At 68.4% G+C, this 14,240-nt stretch carries 14 protein-coding genes; 8 read left to right on the top strand and 6 right to left on the bottom strand.

What is annotated here, in order from left to right; all coding sequences use genetic code 11:
• Positions 1 to 3 precede the first annotated feature (3 nt).
• Genes A5745_RS20125 through A5745_RS20135 form a run of 3 tightly spaced genes read right to left on the bottom strand, consistent with a single transcriptional unit; the run spans position 4 to position 4,444 of the window.
• Complete coding sequence (locus A5745_RS20125) at positions 4 to 1,593, bottom strand: acyl-CoA carboxylase subunit beta (RefSeq protein ID WP_139329708.1); 1,590 nt, start codon at positions 1,591 to 1,593, stop codon at positions 4 to 6.
• Positions 1,594 to 1,595: 2 nt separating this feature from the next.
• A complete protein-coding gene (locus A5745_RS20130) occupies positions 1,596 to 2,744 on the bottom strand; it encodes an acyl-CoA dehydrogenase family protein (RefSeq protein WP_076118399.1) in 1,149 nt (382 codons plus the stop codon).
• Positions 2,741 to 4,444, bottom strand: coding sequence for an acyclic terpene utilization AtuA family protein (locus A5745_RS20135; RefSeq protein WP_076118468.1), 1,704 nt, complete (start codon positions 4,442 to 4,444; stop codon positions 2,741 to 2,743). Before A5745_RS20135 ends, A5745_RS20130 begins: the two co-directional genes overlap by 4 nt.
• A 227-nt stretch (positions 4,445 to 4,671) precedes the next feature.
• On the opposite strand from A5745_RS20135, the gene rpmF reads away from it, so the two are divergent.
• The 6 genes from rpmF (at position 4,672) to A5745_RS20165 (ending at position 10,141) form a co-directional block, all read left to right on the top strand.
• Positions 4,672 to 4,845, top strand: coding sequence for a 50S ribosomal protein L32 (gene rpmF, locus A5745_RS20140; protein WP_076057591.1), 174 nt, complete (start codon positions 4,672 to 4,674; stop codon positions 4,843 to 4,845).
• Positions 4,846 to 5,085: 240 nt separating this feature from the next.
• On the top strand, positions 5,086 to 5,772 hold the full coding sequence (mprA, locus tag A5745_RS20145; RefSeq protein WP_076057590.1) for a two-component system response regulator MprA: 687 nt from the start codon (positions 5,086 to 5,088) through the stop codon (positions 5,770 to 5,772).
• Positions 5,772 to 7,307: a HAMP domain-containing sensor histidine kinase gene (locus A5745_RS20150; protein ID WP_076057589.1), complete on the top strand. Its 1,536-nt coding sequence runs from the start codon at positions 5,772 to 5,774 to the stop codon at positions 7,305 to 7,307. The genes mprA and A5745_RS20150 overlap by 1 nt, the downstream gene beginning before the upstream one ends.
• A gap of 73 nt (positions 7,308 to 7,380) precedes the next feature.
• Complete coding sequence (locus tag A5745_RS20155) at positions 7,381 to 8,841, top strand: S1C family serine protease (protein ID WP_076118401.1); 1,461 nt, start codon at positions 7,381 to 7,383, stop codon at positions 8,839 to 8,841.
• Positions 8,841 to 9,386 (top strand): molybdenum cofactor biosynthesis protein B, encoded by a 546-nt coding sequence (locus A5745_RS20160; RefSeq protein WP_076057587.1) that lies wholly within the window; start codon positions 8,841 to 8,843, stop codon positions 9,384 to 9,386. Before A5745_RS20155 ends, A5745_RS20160 begins: the two co-directional genes overlap by 1 nt.
• A 329-nt stretch (positions 9,387 to 9,715) precedes the next feature.
• Positions 9,716 to 10,141: an MscL family protein gene (locus tag A5745_RS20165; RefSeq protein ID WP_076057632.1), complete on the top strand. Its 426-nt coding sequence runs from the start codon at positions 9,716 to 9,718 to the stop codon at positions 10,139 to 10,141.
• A gap of 12 nt (positions 10,142 to 10,153) precedes the next feature.
• Here A5745_RS20165 and A5745_RS20170 read toward each other — a convergent pair whose 3' ends face one another.
• The 3 genes from A5745_RS20170 to A5745_RS20180 form a co-directional block, all read right to left on the bottom strand.
• Positions 10,154 to 10,822 (bottom strand): SAF domain-containing protein, encoded by a 669-nt coding sequence (locus tag A5745_RS20170; protein WP_076118403.1) that lies wholly within the window; start codon positions 10,820 to 10,822, stop codon positions 10,154 to 10,156.
• A gap of 66 nt (positions 10,823 to 10,888) precedes the next feature.
• Entirely contained in the window at positions 10,889 to 11,236 is a 348-nt protein-coding gene (locus tag A5745_RS20175; protein ID WP_076118405.1) for an FmdB family zinc ribbon protein, read from the bottom strand.
• Positions 11,237 to 11,309: 73 nt separating this feature from the next.
• Entirely contained in the window at positions 11,310 to 11,906 is a 597-nt protein-coding gene (locus tag A5745_RS20180) for a 5-formyltetrahydrofolate cyclo-ligase (RefSeq protein WP_076118407.1), read from the bottom strand.
• 76 nt (positions 11,907 to 11,982) lie between these two features.
• On the opposite strand from A5745_RS20180, the gene A5745_RS20185 reads away from it, so the two are divergent.
• Both A5745_RS20185 and glp read left to right on the top strand, forming a co-directional pair.
• Positions 11,983 to 12,891 carry a UTP--glucose-1-phosphate uridylyltransferase gene (locus A5745_RS20185; RefSeq protein ID WP_076118409.1) on the top strand — a complete coding sequence of 303 codons (909 nt, stop codon included), beginning with the start codon at positions 11,983 to 11,985 and terminating at the stop codon, positions 12,889 to 12,891.
• 52 nt (positions 12,892 to 12,943) lie between these two features.
• Complete coding sequence (gene glp, locus A5745_RS20190; RefSeq protein ID WP_076118411.1) at positions 12,944 to 14,230, top strand: gephyrin-like molybdotransferase Glp; 1,287 nt, start codon at positions 12,944 to 12,946, stop codon at positions 14,228 to 14,230.
• The last annotated feature ends 10 nt before the right edge of the window (positions 14,231 to 14,240 follow it).

The raw sequence follows: 14,240 nt of genomic DNA on the forward strand, positions 1-14,240 counted from the left end.
GCCTCACATCCGGAAGACGCCGAAGTTCGACGTCCCTTTGATCGGGCCATTGGCGATGGCGGACAAACACATTCCCAGTACCGTGCGGGTGTCCCGCGGGTCGATGACGCCGTCGTCGTAGAGCATCCCGGACAGCACCAACGGCAGCGACTCGGCCTCGATCTGCCCCTCGACGGCGGCCCGCATGGCCGCATCGGCTTCCTCGTCGACCTGATCCCCGCGGGCCTGGGCGGCCGCGCGCGCCACGATCGACAGCACGCCCGAGAGCTGGGCGCCGCCCATCACCGCGGCCTTGGCGCTGGGCCAGGCGAACAGGAACCGGGGATCGTAGGCCCGCCCGCACATGCCGTAGTGCCCGGCGCCGTAGGACGCGCCGATCAGCAGCGAGATGTGCGGGACGGTCGAATTCGACACGGCGTTGATCATCATCGATCCGTGTTTGATCATGCCGCCTTCTTCGTAGTCCTTGCCCACCATGTAGCCGGTGGTGTTGTGCAGGAACAACAGTGGCGTGTCCGAGCGGTTGGCGAGCTGGATGAACTGGGTGGCCTTCTGCGACTCCTCACTGAACAACACGCCGCGCGCATTGGCCAGGATGCCCAGCGGATAGCCGTGCAGCCTCGCCCAGCCGGTCACCAGCGACGAGCCGTACATGGACTTGAATTCGTCGAATTCGGAGCCGTCGACGATGCGGGCGATCACCTCGCGGGGATCGAAGGGGATGCGCAGATCCGGCGGCACGATGCCGATCAGCTCCTCGGCGTCGAACAGCGGCTCCGTCACGGGACTGGGCGCCGGGCCCTGCTTGACCCAATTGAGCCTGGCAACGATGCGGCGCCCGATCCGCAGCGCGTCCAGCTCGTCGACGGCGAAGTAGTCCGCCAAACCCGATGTGCGGGCATGCATTTCGGCACCGCCCAGGGATTCGTCGTCGGACTCCTCGCCGGTGGCCATCTTCACCAGCGGCGGACCGGCCAGGAAGACCTTCGAACGCTCCTTGATCATGACCACGTGGTCGGACATGCCGGGGACGTAGGCGCCGCCCGCGGTGGAGTTGCCGAACACCAGCGCGATGGTGGGGATGCCGGCCGCCGACAGCCGGGTGAGATCCCGGAACATCCGCCCGCCGGGGATGAAGATTTCCTTCTGCGTGGGCAGGTCCGCGCCGCCGGATTCGACGAGCGAGATGACGGGAAGCCGGTTCTCGAAGGCAATCTGGTTGGCCCGCAGGATCTTCTTCAGCGTCCACGGATTGCTGGTGCCGCCTTTGACCGTCGGGTCGTTGGCGACGATCATGCACTCCACGCCGGACACCGCGCCGATGCCGGTGACCGTGCTGGCGCCGATCTGAAAGGCGCTGCCGTAGGCGGCCAGTGGGCTCAGTTCCAGGAACGGGGAGTCCGGGTCGACGAGCAGCTCGATGCGTTCCCGGGCGGTCAGCTTGCCGCGGGCGTGATGACGCTCGACGTACTTGGGCCCGCCGCCCCCAAGCGCTTTGGCGAGCTCGGCCTCGATTTCGACGAGCTTTGTGTTCGCCGCCGCCGCCGCCTCGGCGTAGGTGTCGGCCTTCGGATCGAGGGTGGACTTCAACACCGTCATGATTGGAATCCCAGGGTCTTGGCGGCCAGTGCGGTGAGGATTTCGGTGGTTCCGCCGCCGATGCCCAGGATCCTCATGTCCCGGTATTGGCGTTCGACTTCGGATTCGGCCATGTAGCCCATGCCTCCGAACAGCTGAACGGCTTGGTTGGCAACCCATTCCCCGGCTTCGACGGCCGTGTTCTTGGCGAAGCACACGGATGCAATCAGGGTGGTCTCGCCGGCCAACTGGCGCTCGACCACGTGGCGTGAGTAGACGCGGGCGACGTCGATGCGCCGGGCCATCTCGGCCAGCGTGTTCTGCACCGACTGGCGCGATATCAGCGGGCGACCGAACGTCTCCCGATCGCGGCACCACTGCACGGTCAGGTCAAGGCACCGCTGCGCGCTCGAATATGCCTGCGCGGCAAGGCCGATCCGCTCGGCGACGAACGCTTGGGCGATCTGCGCGAATCCGCTGTGCTGGGCGCCGACCAGGTTGGCCCGGGGCACCCGCACGTCGGTGTAGGACAGCTCGGCGGTGTCGGAGGACCGCCAGCCCATCTTGTCCAGCTTGCGGGTTACCTCGAAACCGGGTGTGCCCTTCTCGACCAGGAGCAGCGAGACCCCGGCCGCGCCCGGACCGCCGGTGCGCACCGCGGTGACGACGTAGTCGGCGCGCACTCCGGAGGTGATGTAGGTCTTGGCGCCGTTGACCACGTAGTGGTCGCCGTCCAACACGGCGCTGGTTCGCAGGTGCCCCACGTCCGAACCGCCGCCGGGCTCGGTGATGGCCAGCGATCCGATCTTCTCGCCGGCCAGGGTAGGCCGGACAAACTCGTCGATCAGCCGCTCGTCGCCGGATGCGATCATGTGCGGCACCGCGATTCCGCACGTGAACAGCGACGCGTAGACGCCGCCGGGCGTGCCGGCCTGATGCATTTCTTCGCAGATGACCACCGCGTCGGCGCCGTCCCCGCCTCCGCCCCCGACCGTCTCGGGAAAGCCGGCGCCCAGCAGGCCGGCCGCACCGGCGCGACGGTGTAGCTCGCGCGGCAGGTCGCCAGTGCGCTCCCACTCGTCGACGTTGGGCAGGATCTCGCGTTCTGCGAAGGAGCGCACCGTCTTTCGCAACTGTTCGCGCTCCGGCGTGGTCCAGATATTCACAACAGCCTTTCGGGGATGTCGACGTAGCGGCTGCGCAGCCATTCGCCCAGTCCTTTGGCCTGAGGATCGAAGCGCGCTTGGTAGGCGACCCCCTGGCCCAGGATGCCGTCGACGACGAAGTTGACCGCGCGCAGGTTGGGCAACACATGGCGGGTGACGTCGAAGTCGGCCGCCTCGGGCAGCAGGTCCTTGAACAGTTCGACGGTCAGCGTGTTGGCCAGCCAGCGCCACTGTTCGTCGGTGCGCACCCAGACGCCGACGTTCGCCGAGCCGCCCTTGTCGCCGCTGCGCGCCCCCGCGATGCGGCCCAGCGGCACCCGTCGCGTCGGGCCGGCCGGCAACCGGTCGGGCAGCTGGGGGGTATCCGCGGGTGCCAGCTCCAAAGTCTCAGTGGCGCAGGCGATGTCGGTGCGACTGCCGTCGGCGTGCACCGCGATGTGCGGCACCTGGGCCGCGTCGACATAGCCGGGCGTGAAGACGCCGTAGACCTGGCCGTCTCCCGGCGGTGCGGTCACGGTGAATCCCGGATAGCTGGCGAGCGCCAATTCCACTGCGGCCGAAGAGAACTGACGTCCGACGTTGGCGGGATCGGGGTCGCGGACGACGCAGCGCAGCAACGCGCTGGCGGCTTCCTCCGTGTCGGCGTCGGCGTGGTCGGTGCGGGCCAGGGTCCATTCCAGTTCGGCGGGTTTGACCGTGAGCGCGGCCTCGAGCTGGCGACGCACCAAGTCGGCCTTGGCCTCGATGTCCAGTCCGGTCAGCACGAACGTCATGGTGTTGCGGAACCCGCCGATGCTGTTCAGCGATACCTTCAGCGTGGGCGGCGGTGGCTCGCCGAGCACGCCGCTGATCCGCACCCGGTCGGGATCGTCGGCGGACAGTTCGACGCTGTCCATCCGGGCCGTCACGTCGGGGTTGGCGTAGCGGGCGCCGGTGATCTCGTAGAGCAGCTGGGCGGTGACGGTGTCGACGCTCACCAGGCCCCCGGTCCCCGGATGTTTGGTGATCACCGACGACCCGTCGGCGCTGACCTCGGCCAGGGGGAAGCCCGCGTAGGTCAGGTCGGGTACTTCGGTGAAGAACGCGTAATTGCCGCCGGTGGCCTGGATGCCGCATTCGATGACGTGGCCCGCCACCACGGCGCCGGCGAGTTCGTTGTAGTCGGTGCGGCCCCAGCCGAAATGCGCGGCGGCGGCCCCGACGATCACCGAGGCGTCGGTGACCCGCCCGGTGACCACGACGTCGGCCCCGTCGGCGAGGCAGTCGGCGATGCCCCACGCGCCCAGGTAGGCGTTGGCGGTCAGCGGCGTGCCCAGCCCCAGCTCGGCCGCGCGCGGCTGCAGGTCGTCGCCCTCGACGTGGGCGACCCGGGCCGCGATGCCGAGGCCCTCGGCCAGCGCGCGGACCGCGTCGGCGAGCCCCGCAGGGTTGAGGCCGCCGGCGTTGGCGACGATGCGCACCCCGCGGTCGCAGGCCTCACCGAGGCAGTCCTCGAGTTGGGTCAGGAAGGTCTTCGCGTAGCCGCGTTCGGGGTGTTTCATCCGGTCGCGGCCCAGGATCAGCATGGTGAGCTCGGCCAGATAATCGCCGGTCAGGTAGTCGACGTCGCCGCCGGTGAGCATTTCGCGCATCGCCGAAAGCCGGTCGCCGTAGAAGCCCGAGCAGTTCGCGATCCGGACGGGGCCGGCGCGAGAGACCATGCACACACTCCCTTCGATGGGATCGAGCCAACCAACCGGTAGGTCAGCATAGCCGGACGCCGACAGCAGCGTGAATACCAGCATGCTCCGGCCGCCTCGGCTCCCGAAAGACAGGAAGCTCCGGCGGCCGCCGTTTTGGCGCCCAGCAGGCCAGCGACTATTCTGATGGGCAATCGTCGCCATTCGGCCGACCGACCCGAACCCCGATCAAGGAGTAAGGCCCGACCATGGCCACACCCAAGCGCAGGATGTCGCGCGCGAACACCCGAAGCCGCCGCGCCCAGTGGAAGGCCACCAAGACCGAGCTCGTGAGCGTGACGGTGGCAGGTCAGCAGCACAAATTGCCCCGCCGGCTGCTCAAGGCGGCCCGGCTCGGTCTGATCGACCTCGACCGGCGCTAGGGGTTTTCGCGACCGCCAACGCCGCGCCGTCACAGCTGCCACATGCGTATCTGGCCCGGCAGCCACACGATTTGCCCGCCTCGCAGCGACAAATCATGCGTCTAGCGCAGTTGTCGCTCTGAGGCGGGCAAAAAGGGCATCCCCTCCCGGGCAGATGCCGGTGTGACCTCTGTGACGAGATCGGGCTAAACCGGCGCGCCTCTCAGCCCGCTCTCAGACGCTAGGACGAAACTAGTTGCCGTGCGGATTCTTGTCGTAGACGACGATCGCGCGGTGCGTGAGTCGCTGCGCAGGTCACTGTCGTTCAACGGATACTCGGTCGAGTTGGCCCATGACGGGGTCGAGGCCCTGCACATGATTGCCAGCGACCGGCCCGATGCGCTCGTTCTGGATGTGATGATGCCGCGGCTGGACGGTCTCGAGGTCTGCCGTCAACTCCGCAGCACCGGTGACGACCTGCCGATCCTCGTGCTCACCGCGCGCGATTCGGTCTCCGAGCGGGTGGCCGGCCTGGACGCCGGCGCCGACGACTATCTGCCCAAGCCGTTCGCCCTCGAGGAACTGTTGGCGCGCATGCGGGCGCTGCTGCGCCGCACCAAGCCCGACGACGCCGCAGAGTCGGTCGCCATGACGTTCTCCGATCTGACCCTGGACCCGCTGACCCGCGAGGTCACCCGCGGACAACGCCGAATCAGCCTGACCCGCACCGAATTCGCCTTGCTGGAAATGCTGATCGCCAATCCGCGCCGGGTGCTCACTCGCAGCCGCATCCTCGAGGAGGTGTGGGGATTCGACTTCCCCACGTCGGGCAATGCGCTGGAGGTCTACGTGGGCTATCTGCGCCGCAAAACCGAAGCCGACGGTGAGCCGCGACTGATCCACACGGTGCGCGGGGTTGGCTACGTCCTTCGGGAGACGCCGCCCTGATGGTCCGGTTCCACCACCGCAGGGGCGCACCGCTACGAGCGACCAGCTCGTTGTCCTTGCGTTGGCGGGTGATGCTGCTGGCGATGGCGATGGTGGCGATGGTCGTCGTGCTGATGGCATGCGCCGTGTACGCGGTGATCTCGGCGGCGCTCTACAGCGACATCGACAACCAATTGGAGAGTCGCGCGCAGCTGCTGATCACCAGCGGATCGCTGGCCGCCGACCCCGGCAAGGCCATCGAGGGCACCGCCTATTCCGATGTCAACGCGATGCTGGTGAACCCGGGCCACTCGATCTACACCGCCAACCAGCCCGGCCAGACGCTGCCGGTCGGCACGGCCGAGAAGGCCGTCATCCGCGGTGATTTGTTCATGTCGCGGCGCACCGCCTCCGACCAACGGATCCTGGCCATCCACCTGCCCAACGGCAGCTCGCTACTGATCTCCAAGAGCCTCAAGCCGACCGAAGCGGTCATGACCAAATTGCGATGGGTGCTGCTGATCGTCGGGGGGATCGGTGTCGCCGTCGCCGCGGTGGCCGGGGGAATGGTCACCCGCGCCGGGCTGCGCCCGGTGGCCCGGCTGACCGAGGCGGCCGAGCGGGTGGCACGCACCGACGACCTGCGTCCTATCCCGGTGTTCGGCAGCGACGAATTAGCAAGGCTCACTGAGGCATTCAACTTGATGCTGCGGGCGTTAGCCGAGTCGCGGGAACGCCAGGCGCGGTTGGTCACCGACGCCGGCCACGAATTGCGCACCCCGCTGACCTCGCTGCGCACCAACGTCGAGCTGCTGATGGCCTCGATGGAACCGGGGGCGCCGCGGCTGCCGGAGCAGGAGATGGTCGATCTGCGGGCCGATGTGCTCGCGCAGATCGAGGAATTGTCCACGCTGGTGGGCGATTTGGTGGATCTGACCCGGGACGACGCCGGCCAGGTGGTGCACGAGACCGTCGACATGTCCGAGGTCATCGATCGCAGCCTCGAGCGAGTCAGGCGGCGGCGCAACGACATTCACTTCGACGTCGACGTGATCGGGTGGCAGGTGTACGGCGATGCCGCCGGGCTGTCACGGGCGGCGTTGAACCTCATGGACAACGCGGCCAAGTGGAGCCCGCCCGGCGGTCATGTCGGTGTCACGATGCGCCAACTGGACCCGTCGCACGCCGAGCTGGTGGTCTCCGATCATGGGCCGGGGATCCCGCCGCACGAGCGTCGCCTGGTCTTCGAGCGGTTCTACCGGTCGACGACGGCAAGGGCGATGCCCGGTTCGGGGTTGGGGCTGGCGATCGTCAAGAAGGTGGTTCTCAACCACGGCGGGTTACTGCGTGTCGAAGACACGGTTTCGGGAGGACAGCCGCCGGGAACATCGATTTACGTGCTGCTGCCTGGCCGGCCGATGCCGGTTTCGACGGAACCCACGCCCGCTTCCGACGCCACGACCGACTCCGCCGTGACGGTGCCCGGCAACGGCGCGAACTCTCGGGGTTCGGCGAACGTTATCTCAGTGGACTCTCAGTCGGCGCAGGCAAGGTAGTTGCAGTTACTGTTGGAAATCGAGCCAAGTCGAGCCGACACACGCCCAATTAGAGGAAGAGCGACTTAGCGACATGACGAATGACCCGAGGTATTCGCCACCGCCGCAGCAGCCGGGATACCGCGCGCCTAATCAGCCTGTGCCCCCCGCTTATGCCCAGGGGCAGCAGCCGCCGTACAACCAGCAGTTGGATTGGCGCTATCAGCCCTCGCAGCCTTCGCAGCCGACGCAGACCACGCAGTTCCGTCAGCCCTACGAACCGTTCGGCGGAACCGGGCCGGGCCCCATCCCCGGCGGCACCGGGCCGGGTCGGATACCCGGCGGGACGGGTGCGGGTCCGATTCCCGGCGCTACCGGCCCGATCGGGATGCTGCCCCCGATGCCACCCCCACCCCAGAAGCGTTCGCGCGCGGGCCTATTGACGGTCGGGGCGGTCGCGATCGCGGTGGTGTCGGCGGGTATCGGCGGCGCCGCCGCCACGGTCGTCGAGCTGGGCACGCACTCCGCGAGCGGCGGCAGCACCGGGCTGATCCCGGGGGCCGCGCCCAGCATCCCGGCCGCGAACATGCCGCCCGGCACCGTCGAACAGGTCGCCGCCAAGGTGGTGCCCAGCGTCGTCATGTTGGAGACGGACATGGGCCGCGCCTCCGAAGAGGGCTCCGGCATCGTCCTGTCGGCCGATGGGTTGATCCTGACGAACAACCACGTCGTCGCCGCGGCCGCCCAGCCGCCGAACGCCCCCGGCGGGCCCGGCGGACCGGCCGGTCCGCCGCCCAAGACGACGGTGACCTTCTCCGACGGCCGCACCGCACCGTTCACAGTGCTCGGCGCCGATCCCACCAGCGACATCGCCGTGATCCGGGTGCAGGGCACGTCGGGGCTCACGCCGATCTCGATGGGCTCCTCGTCGGACCTGAGGGTAGGTCAGCCGGTGGTGGCGATCGGGTCGCCGCTGGGCCTATCGGGCACGGTGACCACCGGAATCATCAGCGCGATGAACCGGCCGGTATCGACGACCGGCGAGTCGGGCAACCAGAACACGGTGCTGGACGCGATTCAGACCGACGCCGCGATCAACCCGGGTAACTCCGGCGGCGCGCTGGTCAACATGCAGGGTCAACTGGTCGGGGTCAACTCGGCGATCGCCACCCTGGGCGCCGATTCGCCCGACGCCCAGAGCGGATCGATCGGCCTGGGCTTCGCGATTCCGGTCGACCAGGCCAAGCGCATCGCCGACGAGTTGATCAGCACCGGCAAGGCCACCCATGCCTCGCTCGGCGTCCAGGTGACCAGTGACAAGAGCACCCCCGGCGCCAAGGTGGTCGATGTCGTGCAGGGCGGCGCCGCCGCGACCGCCGGGGTGCCCAAGGGCGTGACCGTGACCAAGGTGGACGATCGTCCGATCAACAATGCCGACGCCCTCGTTGCCGCCGTGCGGTCCAAGGCACCCGGCGACAAGGTGTCGCTGACCTTCCAGGATCCCGGCGGTGGCAGCCGCACCGTGCCGGTCACGCTCGGCAAGGCGGATCAGTGATGAGAGTCGATGAACCGCTGTCGGAGCTCGGATATACGGTGGCACCCATGGAAACGGGTGCGGAGTTGGTAGTCGGCCGGGCTCTGGTCGTGGTGGTCGACGATCGCACCGCCCACGGGGACGAGGACCACAGCGGGCCGCTGGTCACCGAGCTGCTGACCGAGGCGGGATTCGTCGTCGACGGTGTGGTGGCGGTCGCGGCCGACGAGGTCGAGATCCGCAACGCGCTGAACACGGCGGTGATCGGCGGGGTGGACCTGGTGGTTTCGGTCGGCGGCACGGGTGTCACGCCGCGCGACGTCGCGCCGGAGGCCACCCGCGACATCCTGGACCGCGAGATCCTGGGCATCGCCGAGGCAATCCGCGCCTCGGGGCTCGCCGCGGGAATCATCGACGCCGGGTTGTCACGCGGGCTCGCCGGCGTGTCGGGAAGCACGCTGGTGGTCAATCTCGCCGGTTCCCGTTACGCGGTGCGCGACGGAATGGCGACGCTGAATCCGCTTGCCGCGCAGATCATCGGGCAGCTGTCGAGCCTGGAGATCTAACCGGTTGCCTCGAGGTTCCGCTGCGAGCAGGCCCTCCGGTCACGACGGGCACGGGGACGGCTCGATGTTCGGCGCCGAATCGGCTGAGAGGTCAACGGACCGGCCTGACTCGGACATCGACGAGCATGAGCAGTGGTTGCGTGAGAACGTGCCCCCACACCACGGTTGAGCAGAAGATTCGACCGAGGGTTTACGTTTGCCGGCGTCACGGCGCGGTCAACCTTTGATGACCAATCGTCGGGGCACTGTGTGATAGCGCACAAATGAACGTACCGTCTTCTCGGGCGGCGTCATGTTGCCCCGCAATGGGCAGTACGGGAGGTGTGCACGTGTTCAAGGGGTTCAAGAGTTTTGTGATGCGCGGTGACGTGATCACCGTGGCCATCGGTCTGGTTGTGGCCCTGGCCTTCTCGAATTTGGTCAAGGCCTTCACCGACAGCGTGATCAATCCGCTGGTCGCGGCCGTGCAGCCAGGTACGAAGTTCGGATTGGGTTGGCAGCTCGGCGAGGAAGGCAACAAGGCGACCTTCCTCGATATCGGATCGTTCATCTCGGCGATCATCTACTTCGTCGTCTTCATGACGGCCGTGTATTTCATGATCGTGGTGCCCTACAGGCACATCCAGGCCCGCCGTGGGGTCACGGTGTTCGGGGAGGAACCCTCGACCAAGGCATGCCAGGAGTGCATGTCCGACATCCCCGAGGCCGCGCACAAGTGCAAGTACTGTGCCAGCCCCCAGGACTCAGCCGCCTGATCCAGACGCCACTCAGTGCAGGGTGAGGGTTACCGCTTGACCCAGCGCCGAGCCTGCCACCGTGTTCGCTACGCGAGCCGGCAGCGCAACCAACACGACGCGGTCGCTGTCCGCAGCCTGGACCTTCTGCTTCGCAGAAACGAGCACGACCACGGCGTCGGTTGCTACCACTTTGGTGACGGCCGGAGTCCCCGCCGATGTGTCGGTCGCCGGGGCGGTCAGCACGTCGACGACATCGCCGACCCGCAGCAGGTCGATCAGGGCACCGTCCGCCAGGTGCAGCGGCACGATGCGGGCGCCGGGACCGGCCGTCGACTCCGCTAGCCGGCTGCCCAACACCCGAACGTCCGTGAGTACCTCGCCCCGTCGTGTCGGGCTGGCCAGCGTCGCGCCAACAATGGTTCCGAGGTTGGCTTGGGATCCGTCGGGAACCGTTGTGGCCAAACGTTTTTCAATCCGGAGATCGTCGGGGGTTAGTGCCGCGCCGGGGGTGAGGTCACGGGAGGCCACGACGACGTCGACGCGGTCACCGTCTGGATTCGAACGCAGCGCCGCGACGCCGGCCAGCACCACGAGCCCGCCCGCGGCGGCGCGGCGCGCGAGCACCGTCCGGGTCCAGTCCGGTCGTAGCGACGCCGACAAGCGACGCCATAGCGTCGGATTCAGCGATGATTCGCCCACGCGGCAACGCTAGGCGCAGCGCCGCGAGCGCGATGGCGCCGGCGAAACCCGGCTGTGGATAACCCGTTAGGTCGAGGCGGCCGCGGTGGACGCAGTGGAGCTCGCGCTGGACTTCACGCTGGAGCCGTTCTTCTCGCTCGACGCCGAACTCGACCCGTTCTTGTCGCCCGAGGCCGAACTCGACCCCCAGTCGCTGGTGGACGAGCCGTTGGTCGAAGCCTTCGCCTTCTGGCCGGCCTCGCGGCTGTCGGTGCGATAGAAGCCGCTGCCCTTGAACACGATGCCGACGGAGTTGAACAGCTTGCGCAGCCGTCCGGAGCACTGCTCGCATGTCGTCAGCGCGTCGTCGGTGAAGGCCTGCACGATGTCGAAGCGGTTGCCGCACTCGGTGCATTCATAGCTGTAGGTCGGCACTTGTAACCTCCGTGAATGTAAGCCTGGTTAGCACTCTACATGCTCAAGTGCTAGAACCACCCTGTGAAGTGTCTCATTCCCTGCTGGGAGGCAGCGCGACGAGACCGCCGTTAGGCGTGATCACGTGGGTCATCGGCACGTCGTGCGGCTCGGCGGGCAACTCGTCGACGAACTCCGTGTCGCGCACCATCGCCATCAGCTGCGCTTGAGGGTTTCGGCCGTCCAGCGAGCGGTCATAGAAGCCGCGGCCGCGGCCCAGCCGCGCGCCCCGACGGTCGACCGCCAGCGCCGGGACGATAACCAGGGCGGCCTCGGCCAGCGCCGACTCCGGCAGCCAGGGCTCGGGCGGCTCGAGTAGCCCCCAGCGGCCGGAAACCAGTGCGCCCGGCCGGTATTCGCCCCACGACAGCCGCATCGGGGTGCCGTCGGCCGTGGTGCGCGCGATCGGCAGCAGCACCCGCGCTCCCCGGCGCACCAACATGTCCAGCATGTCGATCGACCCGGGTTCGGTGCCCACGGGGGCGTACGCGCAGACGGTGCTGCCATTGCTGACCACGGGCTCCAGCCGCTCGGTGAGCAGCCGGGCCTCGGCGGCCCGAACGTCGTCGGCAACCTGCTCCCTGGCCGCCAGCAGCTGTTGCCGCAACGCGGCCTTGCCCGGGGTCGCCATGGCTCAACGATGACAGCCCGGCCTGTCGCGCCGCCACAACAAGGCCGCAGACTCCGTGGGGGCTATCGTTTGAACGATGTCACGCCCAGAAGTCCCGGTGCCGTTCACGGCGATCGTCCCCGCGGCCGGCCTGGGCACGCGCTTCCTGCCGGCGACGAAAACGGTGCCCAAGGAGCTGCTGCCCGTCGTCGACACGCCCGGCATCGAGCTGGTCGCGGCCGAGGCTGCCGGCGCCGGCGCCGAGCGCCTGGTGATCATCACCTCCGAGGGCAAGGACGGCGTCGTCGCGCATTTCGTCGAGGACCTGGTGCTGGAGGGCACGCTCGAGGCGCGCGGCAAGAAAGCCATGCTGGACAAGGTGCGTCGGGCGCCGCAGCTGATCAAGGTCGAGTCCGTGGTGCAGGCCGAGCCGCTCGGATTGGGACACGCCATCAGCTGCGTGGAGCCCACGCTGACGGCCGACGAGGACGCCGTCATGGTGTTGCTGCCCGACGACTTGGTGCTGCCGACCGGCGTGCTGGAGACGATGTCGAAGGTGCGCGCCGACTACGGCGGCACGGTGTTGTGCGCCATCGAGGTGACGCCCGAAGAGATCAGTGCCTACGGCGTTTTCGATGTCGAGCCGGGCCCCGGGGACAACCCAGACGTGTTGAAGGTCAACGGGATGGTCGAGAAGCCCAAACCCGAAGACGCGCCGTCGATGTATGCCGCGGCCGGCCGCTATGTGCTCGACCGTGCCGTCTTCGATGCGCTGCACCGCATCGACCGCGGGGCCGGCGGTGAGGTGCAGCTGACCGACGCGATCGCGCTGTTGATCAAAGAGGGCCATCCCGTCCATGTCGTCGTGCATCGCGGATCTCGACACGACTTGGGAAATCCCGGCGGCTACCTCAAGGCTGCGGTTGACTTTGCATTGGATCGTGACGACTACGGCCCGGAATTGCGGCGGTGGTTGGTGGCGCGATTGGGCCTGACCGAGCAGTAGCGGGCCCGGCGACGCACGGTCCCGTCAGGCTTGAGGGCAGAGAGGCGCGCTTGTGCGTTCTGTGGAGGAGCAGCTGGCCCGGATAACGGCCGCCGCGGTGGCCCCGCGTCCGATACGGGTCGCGATCGCCGAGGCGCAGGGATTGATGTGCGCCGAAGAAGTGGTCACCGAACGGCCGCTGCCCGGGTTCGATCAGGCCGCGATCGACGGCTACGCGGTGCGCAGCGTCGACGTGCTGGGCGTGGGCGAGCTGGGTACCGAGGGCGTCGACGATGCCGGCGAGCCGCTCGCCGACGAGGATGCCCGCGACGGGCTGGTCCTGCCGGTGATGGGAACCATCGAAGCCGGCGCCCGTACCCCCAGCCGGCTGCAGCCGCGCCAGGCCGTCCGGGTGCACACCGGCGCCCCGCTGCCCACGCTGGCCGACACGGTCCTGCCGCTGCGGTGGACCGACGGCGGAACCTCGCGGGTGCGGATTCTGCGCGGCGCGCCCTCGGGCGCCTATGTGCGCCGCGCCGGGGACGACGTGCAGCCCGGCGACGTTGCCGTGCGCGGCGGAACGATCATCGGCGCGGCCCAGGTGGGGCTGCTGGCGGCGGTCGGCCGGGACCGGGTGTTGGTGCACCCGCGCCCACGGTTGTCGGTGATGGCCGTGGGCGGCGAGCTGGTCGACATCACGCGGACCCCGGGCAACGGGCAGGTCTACGACGTCAACTCCTACGCGCTGGCGGCCGCGGGCCGCGATGCCGGGGCAGAGGTCAACCGCGTCGGGATCGTCAGCAACGACCCCAAAGAGCTGGGGGAGGTCGTCGAGGGTCAGATCAATCGCGCCGAGATCGTCGTGATCGCCGGCGGGGTGGGCGGCGCGGCCGCGGAGGCGGTGCGCTCGGTGCTGGCCGAGCTCGGCGAGATGGAGGTGGTGCGCGTCGGCATGCATCCGGGATCCGTCCAGGGCTTCGGGCAGCTGGGGCGCGAGGGCGTGCCGACGTTTCTGCTGCCGGCCAATCCGGTCAGCGCGCTGGTGGTCTTCGAGGTGATGGTCCGGCCGTTGATCCGGCTGTCGCTGGGCAAGCGGCAGCCGATGCGTCGGATCGTGCAGGCGCGCACGCTGTCGCCGATCACGTCGGTGGCCGGGCGCAAGGGCTATCTTCGCGGTCAGCTGATGCGGGATCAGGACACCGGTGAGTACCTCGTGCAGGCGTTGGGCGGGGCCCCGGGGACGTCGCATTTGTTGGCGACGCTCGCCGAAGCCAATTGTCTGGTTGTGGTTCCCAGTGGCGCCGAGCAGATTCGTACGGGTGAGATCGTCGACGTCGCCTTCCTGGCTCAGCGTGGCTGAGTGCAACGTC

It is taken from the genome of Mycobacterium sp. IS-2888 (genome assembly GCF_001954215.1).
GTDB lineage: Bacteria > Actinomycetota > Actinomycetes > Mycobacteriales > Mycobacteriaceae > Mycobacterium.